At 65.0% G+C, this 16741-nt stretch carries 14 protein-coding genes; 4 read left to right on the top strand and 10 right to left on the bottom strand.

Annotated features, from left to right (window positions below):
- From GPT33_RS10375 to GPT33_RS10400, 6 genes are all read right to left on the bottom strand, one after another.
- On the bottom strand, positions 1–1449 hold a 1449-nt coding region (locus GPT33_RS10375), incomplete at its 3' end, for a nucleotide sugar dehydrogenase (protein ID WP_296808375.1).
- An 87-nt stretch (positions 1450–1536) separates the two neighbouring features.
- Positions 1537–2562: an NAD-dependent epimerase/dehydratase family protein gene (locus tag GPT33_RS10380; protein ID WP_296808379.1), complete on the bottom strand. Its 1026-nt coding sequence runs from the start codon at positions 2560–2562 to the stop codon at positions 1537–1539.
- A gap of 558 nt (positions 2563–3120) precedes the next feature.
- Positions 3121–3636 carry a transcription/translation regulatory transformer protein RfaH gene (gene rfaH / locus GPT33_RS10385; protein WP_296808381.1) on the bottom strand — a complete coding sequence of 172 codons (516 nt, stop codon included), beginning with the start codon at positions 3634–3636 and terminating at the stop codon, positions 3121–3123.
- Between the two features lie 15 nt (positions 3637–3651).
- Positions 3652–4719 (bottom strand): undecaprenyl-phosphate alpha-N-acetylglucosaminyl 1-phosphate transferase, encoded by a 1068-nt coding sequence (locus tag GPT33_RS10390; RefSeq protein WP_296808383.1) that lies wholly within the window; start codon positions 4717–4719, stop codon positions 3652–3654.
- Between the two features lie 322 nt (positions 4720–5041).
- Positions 5042–6133: a GDP-mannose 4,6-dehydratase gene (gmd, locus tag GPT33_RS10395; RefSeq protein ID WP_296808385.1), complete on the bottom strand. Its 1092-nt coding sequence runs from the start codon at positions 6131–6133 to the stop codon at positions 5042–5044.
- A 150-nt stretch (positions 6134–6283) separates the two neighbouring features.
- Complete coding sequence (locus tag GPT33_RS10400; protein WP_296808387.1) at positions 6284–7264, bottom strand: GDP-L-fucose synthase; 981 nt, start codon at positions 7262–7264, stop codon at positions 6284–6286.
- A gap of 290 nt (positions 7265–7554) precedes the next feature.
- Between GPT33_RS10400 and GPT33_RS10405 the strand changes: the two genes are divergently transcribed.
- Together GPT33_RS10405 and GPT33_RS10410 are read left to right on the top strand one after the other, a co-directional pair.
- Positions 7555–7914 carry a TusE/DsrC/DsvC family sulfur relay protein gene (locus GPT33_RS10405; protein WP_296808388.1) on the top strand — a complete coding sequence of 120 codons (360 nt, stop codon included), beginning with the start codon at positions 7555–7557 and terminating at the stop codon, positions 7912–7914.
- A gap of 376 nt (positions 7915–8290) precedes the next feature.
- Entirely contained in the window at positions 8291–9250 is a 960-nt protein-coding gene (locus GPT33_RS10410; RefSeq protein ID WP_296808390.1) for a serine hydrolase, read from the top strand.
- A 119-nt stretch (positions 9251–9369) separates the two neighbouring features.
- Here GPT33_RS10410 and GPT33_RS10415 read toward each other — a convergent pair whose 3' ends face one another.
- Entirely contained in the window at positions 9370–9771 is a 402-nt protein-coding gene (locus GPT33_RS10415; RefSeq protein WP_296808392.1) for a hypothetical protein, read from the bottom strand.
- 278 nt (positions 9772–10049) lie between these two features.
- Here GPT33_RS10415 and GPT33_RS10420 point away from each other — a divergent pair, with 278 nt between their 5' ends.
- Positions 10050–11792 carry a chloride channel protein gene (locus GPT33_RS10420; RefSeq protein ID WP_296808395.1) on the top strand — a complete coding sequence of 581 codons (1743 nt, stop codon included), beginning with the start codon at positions 10050–10052 and terminating at the stop codon, positions 11790–11792.
- Positions 11793–11974: 182 nt separating this feature from the next.
- Here the strand turns inward: GPT33_RS10420 and recG are convergent, their stop codons facing one another.
- On the bottom strand, positions 11975–14098 hold the full coding sequence (gene recG / locus GPT33_RS10425) for an ATP-dependent DNA helicase RecG (RefSeq protein ID WP_296808398.1): 2124 nt from the start codon (positions 14096–14098) through the stop codon (positions 11975–11977).
- Between the two features lie 228 nt (positions 14099–14326).
- Between recG and GPT33_RS10430 the strand changes: the two genes are divergently transcribed.
- The gene (locus GPT33_RS10430) at positions 14327–14743 is read left to right on the top strand and encodes a secondary thiamine-phosphate synthase enzyme YjbQ (protein ID WP_296808401.1); all 417 of its coding nucleotides are present in this window, start codon (positions 14327–14329) and stop codon (positions 14741–14743) included.
- Positions 14744–14986: 243 nt separating this feature from the next.
- Here the strand turns inward: GPT33_RS10430 and mltB are convergent, their stop codons facing one another.
- Both mltB and GPT33_RS10440 read right to left on the bottom strand, forming a co-directional pair.
- Positions 14987–16048, bottom strand: a complete 1062-nt coding sequence (mltB, locus tag GPT33_RS10435) for a lytic murein transglycosylase B (protein WP_296808404.1) — start codon at positions 16046–16048, stop codon at positions 14987–14989.
- 289 nt (positions 16049–16337) lie between these two features.
- Complete coding sequence (locus GPT33_RS10440) at positions 16338–16724, bottom strand: RidA family protein (RefSeq protein ID WP_296808406.1); 387 nt, start codon at positions 16722–16724, stop codon at positions 16338–16340.
- Positions 16725–16741 lie beyond the last annotated feature (17 nt).

Below are 16741 nucleotides of genomic sequence, written 5' to 3' on the forward strand. Positions count from 1 at the left end.
GAGGCGCCCGTCGACCGTATCGACCGGCAGAACGGACTTCACGTCGTAGAGGATCGCCTTGGGCTTGGCCCATTGGCGGATCCCCGTCGCGCCGGTCTCGACAAAGTCGCGGTGAGCCACGGCGAGGATGACGGCGTCGTAGGTGGCGGGCGCCGGGGCCTCGGGGAGACAGTCGAGGCCGTATTCGTGCTTGGCTTCGGCGGGGTCGATCCAGGGATCGTAGCAGTCCACGGCGATGTTGTATTCGCGCAGGGCCATGATGATGTCGATGACGCGGGTGTTGCGCAGATCGGGGCAGTTTTCCTTGAAGGCGAAGCCGAGGACCAGGATGCGGCTGTTGCAGACACCGATGCCGTTTTTGAGCATGAGCTTGACCACGGTCTCGGCGACATGAGCGCCCATGCGGTCGTTGATGCGCCGCCCGGCGAGGATGACCTCGGGGTGGTAGCCGATGGCGACGGCCTTGTGGGTCAGATAATAGGGGTCGACGCCGATGCAGTGTCCGCCGACCAGGCCGGGGCGGAAGGGGAGGAAGTTCCATTTGCTCCCGGCGGCTTCCAAGACCTCCAAGGTATCGATGCCGAGCTTGTCGAAGATCAGCGCGAGCTCGTTCATGAGGGCGATGTTGAGATCGCGCTGGGTGTTCTCGATGACCTTGGCGGCCTCGGCGACGCGGATGCTGCTGGCCGGGTGGGTGCCGGCGGCGATGATCTCGTTGTAGAGGGCATCGACGATGGCGGCGATGGCGGGGGTGGAGCCGCTGGTGACCTTTTTGATGGTGGTGAGGCGGTGCTCGCGGTCGCCGGGGTTGATGCGCTCGGGGGAGTAGCCGCAGTAGAAGCCGTTGTGGTCGGGTGGGGTCGGTGCCTTTTCCGTGGCGTCGGAGGCGGATCGTCGAATGTCGCCGTCGCTCATCCGATCTACGGGGTTTGACTGGGTCGGTGCTCGGCGGTCGGGATTTGGGGGCGTTTCGGGTGCTCTGGTGCGGCGGTCGGTGTGGATGTAGGTCAGACCGGAGGCGCGGGCAAGCACGGGGACGCAGTCTTCCTCGGTGCAGCCGGGGTAGACGGTGGATTCGTAGATGACTAGGTCGCCCGGTTTGAGAACCTTGCCGACGGTATCGGAGGCCTTGAGCAGGGGCGTGAGGTCGGGCCGCTTGTAGTCGTCGACGGGTGTAGGCACGGTGACGATGAAGATGCGGCAGCGGCACAGGGCGCCGAGGTCGCTCGTGCAGGTGAGGTGTCGGGCGGCGGCGAGGTCTTCGGGGGTGGTCTCGCGGGTGCTGTCGCGACCGGCTTTGAGCTCGGCGATGCGGTCTTGGTTGATGTCGAAGCCGATCACGCGGCGGTGTTTGGCAAATTCCACGGCGAGCGGCAGGCCGACGTAGCCCAGGCCGATGATGGCGATGGGGGTGTCGGGGTTTGTGAGATGGGCGAGGTGTTGGTCCATGTGCGGTCGGGCCTCTGGCTGTGGGTCCGGATTCGGGGTTCGCGGTGCGGCGGCGGGCAAGCTGGGCGTTGCGCTTAATCTCGGGGCCTAGGCGTGCCGGCTGTACCAGGGAAGGGCAATCTCCAGCCCTTCCCCGAGTCGATGGGTGGGTGCGTATCCCAAGCGCGTGGCGACCTTGGTGATGTCGGCCAGGCTGTGGCGGACGTCGCCGGGGCGGAAGTCGCGATACGTGGGTTGTGCGCCCTGCAGGTGCGGGTAGCGCGGCAGCAGGTGGCGGTGGATCCGGGTGTAGAGGTCGTTGAGCGTGGTGCGCTCGCCGACGGCGACGTTGTAGACCTGATTGGCGGCTTGTGGATCGGTCGCGGCGGCGGCCAGGAGATTGGCTTGCACGGCGTTGTCGATGTAGCAGAAGTCGCGGCTGGTCTCGCCGTCGCCGTTGATGAAGACGTCTTGGCCGGCAATGAGCGCGGCGGTCCATTTGGGGATGACGGCGGCATAGGCGCCGTCGGGGTCTTGCCTCGGGCCGAAGACATTGAAGTAACGCAGGCCGATGCTGCCCAGACCGTAGGCGCGCGCGAAAACGTCGGCGTAAAGCTCGTTGACGACCTTGGTGACGGCATAGGGGGAGAGCGGCTTGCCGATGACGTCTTCCTGCTTGGGCAGGCCGGGATGGTCGCCGTAGGTGGAGCTGCTGGCGGCGTAGACGACACGCTTGGCGCCGGCATCGCGGGCGGCGACGAGCATGTTGAGAAAGCCGTCGATGTTGGTGGCGTTGGTCGTGATCGGGTCATCGAGCGAGCGCGGCACGGAGCCGAGCGCGGCTTGGTGCAGGACGTAGTCGGCGCCGGCGCAGGCTTGGCGGCAATCGGCCAGGTTGCGGATGTCGCCTTCGATGAAGGTGAGCCGATCCCATTGGGCGGGGGTGACCTGGGTTTGGACGTCGTCGAGGTTGTGCCGATGGCCGGTAGCGAAGTTGTCGAGGCCGACGACGGTTTGGTCGAGCTTGAGGAGCGTCTCCAGGAGGTTGGAGCCGATGAAACCGGCCACTCCGGTGATGAGCCAGGTGCGCGGGGCGCTCTGGAGGGCGGTCTTAATGCTCGCGTAAATCGTCATAAGGGCTGTTTGCTGCTGGCGCTGCTTGCGGTCAGGTTTTGAGTGGCTTCACAGGTGGGGGGTGTCAACTCGCTTCCGCGCTCTGCGTGGGAGTGTAGCCCCGACGCTCCGCGTCGGACCTCTCAGGCAGGGAATCCGGTTCCGATCGAGACGCCCACGCATTCATCAAGCGTCGGACGCGGAGCGTCCACACCACACTCCCACGCGGAGCGTGGGAGCGAGTTACGGGGCGGTGTTTGGCGAACGCCACGGCGAGCGGGGGCTTGAATCGACTGGGGTCGTCGCAGTCATTCGGAAACGCTACCGCCCTCCCCTGCTCTTTACGGGGTATGGGTGCTGATAGGGCTTGTTCAGGCATTGTACGGCCGTCAAAGGGTAGCGCTTCAAGCGCGGCGGGGCAAGGCCACAGGAGGCGCGGTGTCGTCGGCGTGATGAGCCGCGCGGGTAGGGGCTGCCGGCCTATCCTGATCGCGTTTCCGATGAGGGTATCGCTCCTCGCGCATCGGGCGATCCGCCGACAAGAGGCGGCTTAAGTCGCCGCGAGATGACTTAGTGTGGTCAGGCCGACCGGCGGATGTCTGCGATGGGTATCGTGAGGGTGACTTGGCGATGCAGCAGCTCGATCAGGAGCTGCGCTCGGCGCTCGCCTTGGTGGACCTTGAAGATGGCTTCAAGTCCGCGAAAGGGGCCTTCGATAATCTCGACCTTTTGCCCTGGACAGAGGTCGGACTGAGCGGGACGCGCGTCGAGACGACGCTGAATCTCCGCGATCATGGCATCCTGGACGGGCAAGGGCTCGCGACCGAAGGAGACCAGGCGTGCGACACCGCGGGTGGAGCGCAACGGATACCAGTTGTCGACCCAACGGCGCAGACGGATGAACAGGTAGTTGGGGAAAAGCGATTCCTCGACCACCACGCGTCGCCCGCGACGGATCCGCTCGACCATTAACTGCGGGTGGAAGACGCTGTAGCCCTGTTGGACGAGATTCACCTCGGCGCGCTCGGCCTGCCGCGGCTTGGACTGCACCAGATACCATTGGGGCGCGGCTTCTACGCCGGTCTCGCGGTTCATCTTGCACCCCTTCGATCAGGTTGCTTCGCCGACGATCGGTCGCCTCTGTTGCTCCAATGCCCGGGACAGACTGTGCACGTAACGTGCAACCAGCAGGTAGGCAACGAAGATCGACAAGGCCGCGTAGAACATGACCGCTTCACCGATCTGATTCAGGAAACCGAAGACGCCCATTCCCGTCAATATGATCGCGGCGGCCAGCATCAGGATCATGGCTTTACGTGTGCTGTGGAAGACGCGGGACAGGAAGTGGTGGAGATGACCGGCATCGGCACTGAAGGGAGATACCCCTTGCAGGATCCGCCGACCCATGACGCGCAGCGTGTCCATCAGCGGGATGGCGATGAGCCAGATTGCCGTCACCGGGTCGATGCTCCCGGCCGGACCTGCGGCATCGACCAGCGCCCAGACCAGGATGTAGCCCAGCAGGAGGCTTCCCGCATCGCCGAGGAAGACCTTGCGCTTGGTCACGCCGAAAAGCTCCAGATTGCAGATCAGATAGGGAATGATCGCCGCAATTGTCGCGAGCAACAGGACTTGGATCGGGCCGATCTCGGGCGCGAGCAGGAGCACTGTTCCGAGCGCGATCAGAATCAGGCCGCCGGCCAAGCCGTCGATGCCGTCTATCATGTTGACGGCGTTGATGACCCCGACCATGGCAAACACGGTGAACGGTACGGAAAGCACCCCGAGATCGATCGGTCCGAAGCCCAATAAATCGCCGAGCGAGGTGAGCGTGACTCCGCACCCGAGGGTTAGAATCAGAGCTGCAATGACTTGCGCCAAGATGCGCACTCTCGGGCCAAGACCAAAGCGGTCGTCTAAGGCGCCGACCAGCACCAAGAGGGCGGCACCGGCCATGCCGTAGAGGTGCGATGCGGTGATGGGCAGACTCAGCAGGGTGCTTGCGACGAGACCCGAAAAGATCGCGATCCCGCCGATCGGCGGTACCGAGTGGCGGTGGACCTTGCGCTGTTCGCCCGGGTGATCCATCAGGCCGATCATGGGCGCTAGGGGATAGAGCGCGGCTAGGGCGACGCTGCTGACGAGAAACACGACAACCATATCCAGAATCGTGATCACCGGATGTACTCCGGCGTGGAGCCGGACACGGTTTCCACTTCGTGCGCGAACATGTGCATCTCCTTGCCGTTTACCTCAATAAGATCCCATAGTTCATCCCTAAACATTTTACTACTCCTTATGTTTCGATTCCGTCATCGCGGCGACGGAGATCTGGCCTTGAGGGCGCCTGGGCGGTATTTAAGCCCGATCGGGGAGAAAGCACAAGCCGTGAATTCCTATTGCGAATACGCAATGCCCGACCCACTGAGAACGTCCTTGTCAAGCGCCATCTGCGTTTAAGCGGATCCGTGACGAACGTCGATGGGGGCGGAGTGCAAGGCTACTCGTGCCGTTGGGCCACGCTGAAGCCTTCGCGTCGGCACAGGGCGTCCTTTTCGGCCTCTTTGAGGTCTTCGCGCATCATCTCGGCCACGAGGGCTTCGAAGCTGATCTCGGGGGACCAGCCGAGGCGCTCGCGGGCCTTGGTGGCGTCGCCGAGGAGGGTCTCGACCTCGGTCGGGCGAAAGTAGCGCGGATCCACGGCGACGACGCAGGCGCCGGTGGCCTCGTCGAAGCCTTTTTCGAGCTGGCCTGCACCCTCCCAGCGAATCCGGATACCGACCTCGGCGGCGGCGGCGGCGACGAAGTCGCGCACGGAGTATTGGTGCCCGGTGGCGATCACGAAGTCCTCGGGCGCGTCTTGCTGGAGCATCAGCCATTGCATGCGGACGTAGTCCTTGGCGTGGCCCCAGTCGCGCCGCGCGTCGAGGTTGCCGAGATAGATCCGCTCCTGCAGGCCGAGCTTGATGCGGGCCAGCCCGCGGGTGATCTTGCGGGTGACGAAGGTCTCGCCGCGCCGCGGGCTCTCGTGGTTGAAGAGGATGCCGTTGCAGGCGTAGATGCCGTAGGCCTCGCGGTAGTTGACGGTGATCCAGTAGGCGTAGAGCTTGGCGACCGCGTAAGGCGAGCGCGGGTAGAAGGGCGTGGTCTCGCTCTGGGGCACCTCTTGGACCTTGCCGTACAGCTCGGAGGTGGACGCCTGGTAGAAACGGGTCTTGCGCTCGAGGCCGAGGATGCGGATCGCCTCGAGCAGGCGCAGGGTCCCGATGCCGTCGGAGTCGGCGGTGTACTCGGGCTCCTCGAAGGAGACGGCGACATGGCTCTGTGCGGCGAGGTTGTAGAGCTCGTCGGGTTGGACCTGCTGCATGATGCGGATGAGGCTGGAGGAGTCGGTCATGTCGCCGTGATGCAGGATGAAACGCCGTTCGCTCTGCTGCGGATCTTGATACAGATGGTCGATGCGGTCCGTATTGAAGAGCGAGGTCCGCCGCTTGATGCCGTGCACTTCGTAGCCCTTGGAGAGCAGCAGCTCAGCCAGGTAAGCCCCGTCCTGCCCCGTGATGCCCGTAACCAGCGCCTTTTTGATGGTCATGTCCTCACCCCGATGTCGATATGCAATCTGTTGTGTTGCCGTTGCCCGGGATAGTCGACTTGCAGTCGACCTCTTCCCACGCCGTGACGGCCCGCGGTTTCAAGACGACGGAGGCCATCGCGTCCGGCCGGCGCAACGCCCCCCGAGGTCTCATGTCCTCAGCGCGTCCCGGTGCTCGAGGAACCAGGCGTAGGTCTGCGCCAATCCATCCGGAAGTCGGGTACGCGCGGTCCAGCCGAGTGCGGCGAGACGACTGACGTCGAGGAGCTTGCGCGGGGTGCCGTCGGGTTTGTCGGTGTCGAAGCGGATCTCGCCGTTGAAGCCGACGACGTCGCCGATGGTCTCTGCGAGCTCGCGGATACTGACATCTTCGCCGACACCGGCGTTGACGTGGGAGCACATGGGCCGAGTGTGCGCCCGGTAGGTTTCGGGCGCGAGCTCCATGAGGTGCACGCAGGCGTCGGCGAGGTCGTCGACATGCAGGAATTCCCGACGCGGCGTGCCGGTTCCCCAGACGGTTACGGCGGGCGCACCTTGGGTCTTGGCCTCGTGGAACTTGCGCATCAGCGCCGGGATGACGTGGCTGTTCTCCAGATCGAAGTTGTCGCCGGGACCGTAGAGGTTGGTCGGCATCAAACTGCGGAAATCCGTCCCGTATTGGCGGTTGTAGGACTCGCAGAGCTTGATCCCGGCGATCTTGGCGACGGCATAGGGCTCGTTGGTGGACTCGAGCGTTCCCGTCAAGAGCGCCTCTTCGGTGATCGGCTGAGGGGCGAGGCGCGGATAGATGCAGGAGCTGCCGAGAAAGAGCAGGCGCTCCACACCGTTGCGCCAGGCGGCGTGGATGATGTTGGCCTCGATCATCAGGTTCTGATGGATGAACTCGGCCGGGAAACTGTTGTTGGCCTGGATGCCGCCGACCTTGGCCGCCGCCAGATAGACCCGCGACGGGCGGGTCTCGGCGAAAAAGGCATCGACTGCCCGGGTATCCGTGAGATCCAGCTCCCGGTGGGTGCGCGCGAGGATGTCCGAGACACCCGCGGCCGCCAACCGGCGCACGATGGCCGCACCCACCATGCCGCGATGTCCGGCAACGTAGACCCTCGACCCGACCTTGTCCTGCTCGCTCACGCCGATCTCCGTCTTGGATGCTGTGTGTTCGGGAGTGCATAGGGTAGCGCCCTCGAGGGTCGTCTCACCAGCTTTGCACGCGGGGATTCGACGAAACGCCGGCATCCGCGCTTTCGACCCCGGCGAACCGGTTGACGGAACCTCCCTCAGGTTCGACACTCATGGCCTACCGAGCGCGACATCGGTTCGGCCTCTCGGCCGTCCGGGTCGCAGCATCGGGCACAGTGCTGCCGATGGCTGCAGCGCTGCAACGACGACCTATCATTATATATTTTCAGGAGGTAACGATCGTGGCACAAAGCATGGGTGAGATCATGAATCCGGGTTCCGTCGTGCGCGACGCCGAGTTTCCGGACGCCCCGGACGACTGGACGCGCGATCAGGCGGTCGCCGCGGCGCAGGCCGACGCGTTGACGCTGAGCGTCGACCACTGGGACATGATCAAGGCGTTGCAGGACTACTTCGCACGTCACGAGAAGCCCAATGTGCGGGATCTTCACGACGCGCTCGAAGAGGCCTTTCATGCGCGCGGCGGCCTCAAATATCTTTACGGGATCTTCCCGGGCGGCCCGGTCGCACAAGGCTGCCGCTTTGCCGGGCTGCAGGCACCGTCGGGCGCGGTGGACAAGTCGTTCGGAAGCGTTCAATAGGGACGATACCGAGCACACGCGGCGTCGCGGTGTGTGACCGCGCGCCCGGCGCGATGTCGGCCACCCGTCCGGCATCGCGGCATCGCGGAACCGTGGAATCGGCGGCGGATTGATTCCAACCCTCATCAATAACGGGCGCAATCCTTCTGACATATCGACTCTTTTCGTCGGCGTTTTCTTGCCAACTCGGCAGGAGCCGCCTATTCTTGCCTTCGAGCTGCTACCGCCTTTCGCTTGGGGATGTCTCGCTCGGAGGCATGTTCGTGTTGCGTTGGGTTCCGGACACGTCGCGACCGATCGGGGGACGTGCCGAATGCCTTTTGCCCGGACCGGCAGGCGGATGCAGACCGACTGAAGATCACCGGGGGAGCCGACGATGTACCAGCGCAACGACGCCGACGAGCAACCGATCGCGGAAGATGGAGAGCTGCTCCGTCCCGATCGACGCACCTTTCTTGCGGCGCTCGCCGCAACCTCTGCCGGACTCGTGACGGGAGGACTGCCCGAGCTTGCCGTGGCGGCCCCGCAGCGGGCCTCGCTGCAACGCCAGGTGGTGGAGATGGTGACGAGCATGCGCCGCCAGGGCGTGCTCCAGCCCAACGAGAAGACATCCTGGTCGGTGTACGATTTCACCGCCCGCAAGAAGGTCGTCTCGATCAACGAGGGCGTGCCGCGACAAGCCGCGAGCATGATCAAGCCGCTCGTCGCACAGGCCTATTTCTTCCAGATGGAGGGCAAAGGCGGTCAGGTTCGCTACACCGACGCGGTGCGCCAATCCATGGAGCGGATGCTCCAGCGCAGCAGCAACCCGGATACCAACAAGATCATGGATCTGGTCAGCGAGCACCAGTCCCGCCGCGGCCCGCCGGATGTCGAGCTGGTCCTGAAGCAACGCGCACCCGCCATCTTCCAAGAGACCCGCATCGTCGAGAAGATCCCGACGACCGGGCAGACCTACCGCAACCAAGCCTCAGCGCACGATTACAGCCGCTTTCTGATCTCGGTTTGGGAAGGCCGGATGCCCAACAGCAAGGAGATGCTGCGCATGATGGGCTTGCCCAGCGGCGACCGCCTGTCCAAGGGCGTGGCCGGCTTGCCCGAAACGGCCCGGGTTTACAACAAGACCGGCTCGACGGCGATGCTCTGCGGCGATATGGGCGTGATCGAGATCCCGGATCGGCGCGGTCGAAGCCACGCCTACACGGTGGTCGGGATCATCGAGCGACCGAGCCGCGCCGAAAACTACGGCGCCTGGATCCGTGGCCGCGGGGACGTCATCCGGCGCGTGTCGAACCTGATCTACCGAGACATGAAAGACCGCTACCGGCTGGTCTGAGACAACGCATGGGTTAGGGGCGTAGAGGCGTAGAGGGCGACTTCAGTCGCCCGCCTCCCGCCCGGCCAAACACCACGGGGCGGCTGAAGCCGCCCCTACATCGGTGCCCGCGCCTGTCGCTAGGTCCGCTTCAGCAACCGCCCGCAGATCGGACCCAAAGGCCCCTCCTCCATGCGCCCGCACAACTGAGGTATCAGGAGCAGCAGACCGACGGCGGTCACGAGCGGCATCAGAAACAGCGACAGGCCGTCCGGGTCGCCGAGGATGGCGCGCTGAATCAAAACGGTCAGCAGCTGTATCCAGACCACGCCGAGGATGGTGCGCAGCCGAACCGGGCCGCGCAGAAACCACACGATCACCGACAGGATGAGGTAGGGGATCATCCAAGCGGCCAGCATCAAAGGCTCGAGCCGATAGGCGCCGTTGAAGTGAGGCACCACGGCGATCAAAAACGACAAGGCAAACCCCGCAACCAAGGTTGAAAAGACCCAAATCTCTTGGCTTTCGCTTGAGCGATCCATCGAAACACTCCCCCGCTTAGAATGATCTCGGAGCGCCAATGATATACCGAGGGCATGCCTTGTTCGTAATTCCGGGCGTCGCGTTTCGTGGCGCGGAGCGCCAGGGGCATGCGTGACACCGCGGAGCGGTGTCACGAGTTTCTTTGGGGTGGGTTGGGTTGGGTTGGGTTGGGTTGGGTGGCCGCCTAAATGATGGGAGGCCGGGGAGACGATGCGCGGATCCGGTCGGGGGCGTGTCACGGGTGTGTCGCCGCGCACTGAACGGGGGACCGCGCACGATGCAACGCGCATCATCGGGAAATCGGCTGTATCGCGCCCTGGAGTCGCTGAGACTTCGGCTTTCGCGTCCGGATGCGCTCTTCTGGCCGGCTGTTCTGGGTCTGCTCACCGGCGTCGCGGCCGGGCTCGTTATCGTCGCCTTCCGTCTCGCCGTGGAGGGTGTGCAGGCGACGACCCTTCCCGGTCACGGAGAGAACTACGAGGCGCTGCCGATCCTGGTGCGTCTGGTGCTGCCGCTGATCGGCTCGGTGCTGATCGGGGTGCTCTTCGTGCGTTTCGCGCACGGCATTTATGTGCTCGGTGTTGCCCGCGTCATGGAACGCATGGAATATCACCAGGGACACATGACCCTGCGTGGGTTCGTGCTGCAGTTCTTGGGCGCCGCCATCGCGATCGTCAGCGGTCATTCGGTCGGACGCGAGGGACCGCATGTCTATCTGGGCGCCGCGAGCGGGAGTCTGATCGGGCAATTCCTGACCCTGCCGAACAACAGTATCCGCAACATGGCGGCCTGCGGAACCGCGGCCGGGATCTCGGCGTCGTTCAATACGCCGCTCGCGGGCGTGATCTTCGCGCTCGAGGTGCTGGGATTGGAGTACAGCACGGCGAGCTTCGTGCCCATCATCCTGGCCGCGGTGAGTGCGAATGCCCTGTCGGTTGCGGTCTTCGGCAGCGACCCGGTGCTCCCGGTCGCACCGGTCGTGGTGACGTCGCTGACCGCGCTGATCCCGGTCGCCGTGCTCGGGCTCCTCGTCGGGGCACTCTCGGCGGCCTACATCCAGTCGATCAAAACGATTGCAGGCTGGGGCAAACGCCTGAGCTTCTTCCGCCGGGTCTGCTTGGCCGGGGTGATTGCCGGGATCGCCGGCGCCTTGGTCCCGGAGGTGATGGGCCTGGGCTACGACACCCTGCGCAAACTGTTGACCGAGCCGCTGGCCTGGAGCTTTCTGCTCCTGCTGCTGCTCTTCAAGCTGCTGGCGACCTCGGCCAGCGCGGGACTCGGGATCCCGGGCGGCACCATCGGCCCGGCACTCTTCATGGGTGCGATCGTCGGCAATCTCGTCGGTGTCGCTGCGGTCGCCTTCACCGGGATCGAGGCCGATCAGGTCGCCTTCTTCGCGTTGCTCGGGATGGGTGCCATGATGGGCGCCAGTCTCCAGGCGCCCCTGGCGGCGCTGACCGCGATCGTCGAGTTGACCCACAGCCCGGGGGTGATCATGCCGGGGATGCTGGTGATCATCTTGGCCTCGCTGACCAGCAAGGAGTTGTTCGGCAGGGATTCGCTCTTCCTGACGACGTTGCGGGCGAACGGACTGGACTACCGCGCCAATCCGGTGGTGCACCTGCTGCGGCGCAGCGGCGTGGGCAGCGCGATGAACACGAGCTTCGCCCGACACGAACAGCGCTTGACGCGGGAGCAGGCGGAGCGGCTGGTCCGGGACGGACCCGAATGGGTCGTCGTCGAGAAGGACGGCGGACCGGCCTTCCTGATGCCCGGAATCGCCGTCGCGAGCGCCCTGTCCCTGACGGCCGACGCGCAGGAGATCGACCTGCTCGCGATCCCGGGCAATCGGCTCGAGCTCGCGCCGATCCATCTCCAGGCGACCCTCCAAGAGGCGCTCGACCTGATGCAGACCCGCGGTGCCGAGGCGCTCTACGTCCAGCGGATGATCGCGCCCGGGATCACGCACATCTACGGCGTCTTGACCCGGGAGCGGATTGAATCGGCTTACCGGTATTGACGCCGAGGAACGATTCAAACAGGTCGATCGGGCAAAGCGCAGCTTGCCCAATCCGCGCCGGCATCACGGGGAGTTTGCGGACCCCGGCGATGCGGCGGAGTCCGGGGAGGATGGGTTTCGCTGTGCTCTACCCATCCTACGTGTTTCGGTCGTTCTGGAATCCTCCGAAGAGACCGGCAGAATCACACGCTCCCGAACAGCTCGCGGGATCCGAGCCAGCGTTGGATCAGGGGTTCGACGCGATCGGGATAGCGTGCCAGGATCAGGTCGGCGGCCTGTTGGGCGGCGGCGACCAGATGCTGATCGCGCAGGGGGTCGGCGACGCGAAACTGCACGGCACCGGTCTGGCGCGTGCCGAGAACCTCCCCCGCTCCGCGCATGGCCAGATCGCGCTCGGCGATCTCGAAACCGCTTTCGGCGGCGCGGATGATGCCCAGACGCTCGCGCGCCGCGATCGACAGGGGCGGATGGAAGAGCAGCACACAATGGCTTTGGACCGACCCGCGCCCGACGCGTCCACGCAGTTGATGCAGCTGTGCAAGACCGAGCCGCTCGGGGTTCTCGATGATCATGAGACTGGCGTTCGGGACATCGACGCCGACTTCCACCACCGTGGTCGCGACCAAGAGGTCCAGATCGCCGGAGGCGAAGGCGGCCATCACGGTCTCGCGCTCGGGTCCCTTGATGCGCCCGTGCACCAAGCCGATGCGGATTCCGGGCAGGCTCTCGGCCAACTGGCGCGCAGTCTCTTCGGCGGCCTGGCACTCCAACGCCTCGGACTCCTCGATCAGGGTGCAGACCCAGTAGGCTTGTCGCCCCTGCGCACAGGCCTGCTCCACGCGCGCGATCACCTCCTCGCGACGGGTGTCCGGGACCGCCACCGTGACGATGGGGGTCCGCCCGGGCGGCAGCTCGTCGATGACCGATAGATCCAGATCCGCATAAACGGTCATGGCGAGCGAGCGCGGGATGGGTGTGGCGGTCATGATCAACTGATGCGGTGCACCGCCGGTACCGCCGCCCTTCGCCCGCAGACGCATGCGCTGGTGCACGCCGAATCTGTGCTGCTCGTCGATGATGACGAGACCCAGATCGGAGAAGACCACGTCGTCCTGAAAGAGCGCGTGGGTGCCCATGACCATGCGGGCACGACCGCTCGCGATGGCCTCGAGCAAGCCGGCACGCTCGCGGCCCTTGTGTCGCCCCACGAGCCAGACGGGTTCGATCGCGAGCGGGGCGAGCCAAGCTGCGAAGCCGCGTCGATGCTGCTCGGACAGGAGCTCGGTCGGCGCCATCAAGGCGACCTGTGCGCCGGACTCGATCGCCTGGAGTGCAGCCAATGCGGCGACCAGAGTCTTGCCGGCCCCCACATCGCCCTGCAGAAGGCGCTGCATCGGGCGATCACCCCGCAGATCGGCCGCGATCTCGGCGACGACACGCTCCTGCGCCGCGGTCATTCGAAACGGCAGCGCGTCGAGCAGCTGCCGGCGCAAGGTGCCGTCGCCCGCGAGTATCGGCGCCGGAATCGTACGCTGTGCGGCACGCAACCGTCGCAGGCTGACCTGATGCGCAACCAGCTCCTCGAACGCCAAGCGGTGAAAGGCCGGATGACGGCGCTCGATCAGATCCTCGGGATCGGCATCCACCGGTGGACGGTGCAGATAGGCGAGCGCCTCGACCAGGCTCGGCAGACCCAAGGGGAGCAGGACCTCTTCGGGCAGGCACTCGCGTGGTGCCTGTCCGGCCAAGAGCGCCAACGCCTGGTCGGTCAAGCCGCGCCAAGAGGATTGCTGCAGTCCCTCGGTCGAGGGATAGAGGGGGGTCAAGCGCTCCTCGATCGCGCCCGGCTCTTCGGACTGGATGCGATATTCGGGGTGGACCATCTCCAGGGCGCTCGGCCCCTGCCGAACCTCGCCGTAGCAGCGCAGGCGCACCCCGGGTTTGAGGGAGTCGATCTGCTGGCGAGAGAAATGGAAGAAGCGCAGCATGATCCCGCCGAACGCGCCGTCCGCGAGCCAGACCTTCAAGGAGCGGCGGCGTCCGCCCGAGAGATCGACCTCCCGGATGTCGCCTTCGACCAATGCCTCGTCGCCCGGCCGCAGCTCGGCGATCGTGGCCAGGCGCGTGCGGTCCTGATAGCGGTGGGGCAGATGGAAGAGGAGATCCTGAACCGTGCACACATCGAGCTTGCGGAGACGCTCGGCCACCCGCGGACCGACCCGTTTGAGCCGCTCCACGGGGATGGTGTCGAGCGAAGGGCTCGGAAGCGATGGCTGCTCGGACGACCCCGAGGTGCTGTCGTTCACGGCTTAGGGGTATCCTCTCGGGTGCGATCGCCTACGCTACCCCCCATGCCCGTCTGTCGCACCACGCAGGTGGCGCACGCTGACGGTCTCGGGGTCGCGAGTCGCGATCCGGCGGCATCGTCACCCAATGCAATCGGACCGCCGATCGGGAATCGTTCGACCATCCGTCGTCGTCCTCGACCGGTGCGCGAACGCGTCGACCTTCACGAAGCCTTCTGATCCTGCCCTATGATCCATCAAGAATCACTCTCGGTCACCACCCAAGGCCGCGGCACCTACGACATCACTCGGAGCGTCCAGCAACAGGTTCGGGCCTCCGGAGTCCGGATCGGACTCTGTCATGTCTTCGTCCATCACACCAGCGCCTCCCTGATCCTGTGCGAGAACGCCGACCCGACGGTGCGGAGCGATCTGGACGCCTTTATGGCCCGATTGGTCCCGGACGGCGATCGTCTTTTCGCGCACACCGACGAGGGACCGGACGACATGCCCGCCCACATCCGGGCCATCCTCACGCAGGTCGAGCTGACGCTGCCGATCAGCGCCGGTGCCTGCGCGCTCGGTACCTGGCAAGGTCTCTATCTCTACGAGCACCGCACGCACGGGCACCGGCGCCGGATCACCTTGACCATTCAGGGTGAGTAAAGCCCGTTAAACCGCGCCCGGCGCGGTATGCGATGTTTTTGGATGGGATCGGCCCCGGCAGGTTGTCGGTTGGGCAAAGCGCAGCGTGGCCAACCCACGCCGGCCCGCGCCAAGGGCATCAGACCGAAACCCGGCAACGCGGCGGTTTGGAGGATGGGTTTCGCTGTCGCTCTACCCATCCTACGCGCCTTTGGCCGGTCCCGCCGAGGGGAGACCCGGCAGAGACGAGACCCGCACCCCGCTCTACCTGCCCTTGCGCTCCGCGATGGCCCGGGCGAGCTGGTGCACGGCCATCGCGTAGTAGGTGCTGTGGTTGTAACGGGTGATGGTGTAGAAATTCTGCGACCCCAGCCAGTAGGCGTAGCCGGTGCCGACATCGAACTCGAGCAAACTCACCCGGGAGGCGCCGCCGAGGGGGCCGGCCGGGGTGATTCCGCGGCCTGCCAGCTCGCTCAAACTGTAGCGCGTACCGAAGCCCGTCTTCATTGCGCGCGCGGTGGCGGGGGATTGCACGTTCGCGCGCACGGCCACCGGCACGCCGGGCTGCCAACCATGCGATTTGAAATAGTTGGCGACGCTGCCGATGGCATCCGTCGGATTCCACAGATCGCGATCCCCGTCGCCGTCGAAGTCCACGGCATAGTCGCGGAAGCTCGACGGCATGAACTGCCCGAGGCCCATGGCGCCGGCATAGGAGCCGCGCGGACCGAAGGGGTCGATGCCCTCCTCTTTGGTCATGACCAGGAAGGAAGCCAGCTCACCCGAGAAGTAGTCGGCGCGGCGCGGGTAGGCGAAGGCCAGGGTCGCCAAGGCGTCGACGATGCGGGTCTTGCCGACATATCCGCCGTAGCGTGTCTCGACACCGATGATGGCGACGATATATTCGGGCGGCACACCGTAACGCGCGCTCGCCCGGTTGAGCGCCGCCTCGTTTTGCTGCCAGAACCGCACCCCGTTGGCGATGTTGTCCGGGGTCAGGAACTTGGCGCGATATCGGATCCAGGCCCCGTTCGGCCCCGTGCTCGGGCGCGGGGCCTGGCGATCCATCGCATCGATGATCCACTGCTCGCGTTTGGCGCCGGAGAGGACGGCTGCGACCTGGTTCGGCGCAAAGCCCTGCTGCTGCATGCGGCGGATGAAGGGGTCGACGCCCGGATAGCCGGCAAAATCGCCGGTCACCGTCGCGGAGCCCGACGTCGGATAAGGGGATCCTTCCGCGATGTCGCCGGGACGCGTGGACTGGGAGCCGCAGCCCGCGACCAGGGTCAAACACAGCAGAACGGCGATCGAGCAAACAACACGCATGGGCAATCCAGGACAAAAAATGGATGGCCGTTATAGTAAAGCAGTTTTTCAGTAAAGCAATCCAACCGATGATTTTAGCTCGCGATTGCGCTGTTAAACCGCGCCCGGCGCGGTATGCGATGGCTTTGGATGGGATCGGCCCCGACAGAGTTGGCGGCCGCCGGAGTCAGCGCGGTTTAAGATATTAAAAAATATAAAATTCTAAACCGCGTCCCCACTGAGGGCCGTGGATGCGCCAAACGTCGAACTCACGCGAAAGTGAGCGTCTCGCTCTGGACGCGGTTTAGGTTTAATCGCCCAGAACCATGATCGCGTCCATCTCGACGCGTGCGCCTTTGGGCAGGGCCGCGACACCGATTGCCGCCCGCGCCGGATAGGGCTCCTCGAAGTATCCGGCCATGACCTGATTGACCGACGGGAAGTGGGCCAGATCGGTCAGAAAGACGTTGAGCTTCACGACATCCGCCAGACTGCCGTTGGCGGCATGGGCGACGGCCCGAAGGTTCTCGAAGACACGCCGAATCTCCGCCTCGACGTCACCCGAGACCAGCTCCATGGTCTCGGGCACGAGCGGGATCTGGCCGGACAGATAGACGGTGCTGCCGACGCGAACCGCTTGAGAGTAAGTCCCGATCGCCTCCGGGGCCTGATCGGTCTTGATGATGCTCTTTGCCATGCTGTGGTGACTCCGTT

The organism is Thiocapsa sp. (assembly GCF_011390875.1).
GTDB lineage: Bacteria > Pseudomonadota > Gammaproteobacteria > Chromatiales > Chromatiaceae > Thiocapsa.

Excerpts from the sequence above, each read along its gene's own strand:
- GPT33_RS10380 (WP_296808379.1), bottom strand. The coding sequence starts at position 2,562 with ATGACGATTTACGCGAGCATTAAGACCGCCCTCCAGAGCGCCCCGCGC.
- rfaH (WP_296808381.1), bottom strand. The coding sequence starts at position 3,636 with ATGAACCGCGAGACCGGCGTAGAAGCCGCGCCCCAATGGTATCTGGTG.
- gmd (WP_296808385.1), bottom strand. The coding sequence starts at position 6,133 with ATGACCATCAAAAAGGCGCTGGTTACGGGCATCACGGGGCAGGACGGG.
- GPT33_RS10410 (WP_296808390.1), top strand. The coding sequence starts at position 8,291 with ATGTACCAGCGCAACGACGCCGACGAGCAACCGATCGCGGAAGATGGA.
- GPT33_RS10415 (WP_296808392.1), bottom strand. The coding sequence starts at position 9,771 with ATGGATCGCTCAAGCGAAAGCCAAGAGATTTGGGTCTTTTCAACCTTG.
- GPT33_RS10420 (WP_296808395.1), top strand. The coding sequence starts at position 10,050 with ATGCAACGCGCATCATCGGGAAATCGGCTGTATCGCGCCCTGGAGTCG.
- GPT33_RS10430 (WP_296808401.1), top strand. The coding sequence starts at position 14,327 with ATGATCCATCAAGAATCACTCTCGGTCACCACCCAAGGCCGCGGCACC.
- mltB (WP_296808404.1), bottom strand. The coding sequence starts at position 16,048 with ATGCGTGTTGTTTGCTCGATCGCCGTTCTGCTGTGTTTGACCCTGGTC.
- GPT33_RS10440 (WP_296808406.1), bottom strand. The coding sequence starts at position 16,724 with ATGGCAAAGAGCATCATCAAGACCGATCAGGCCCCGGAGGCGATCGGG.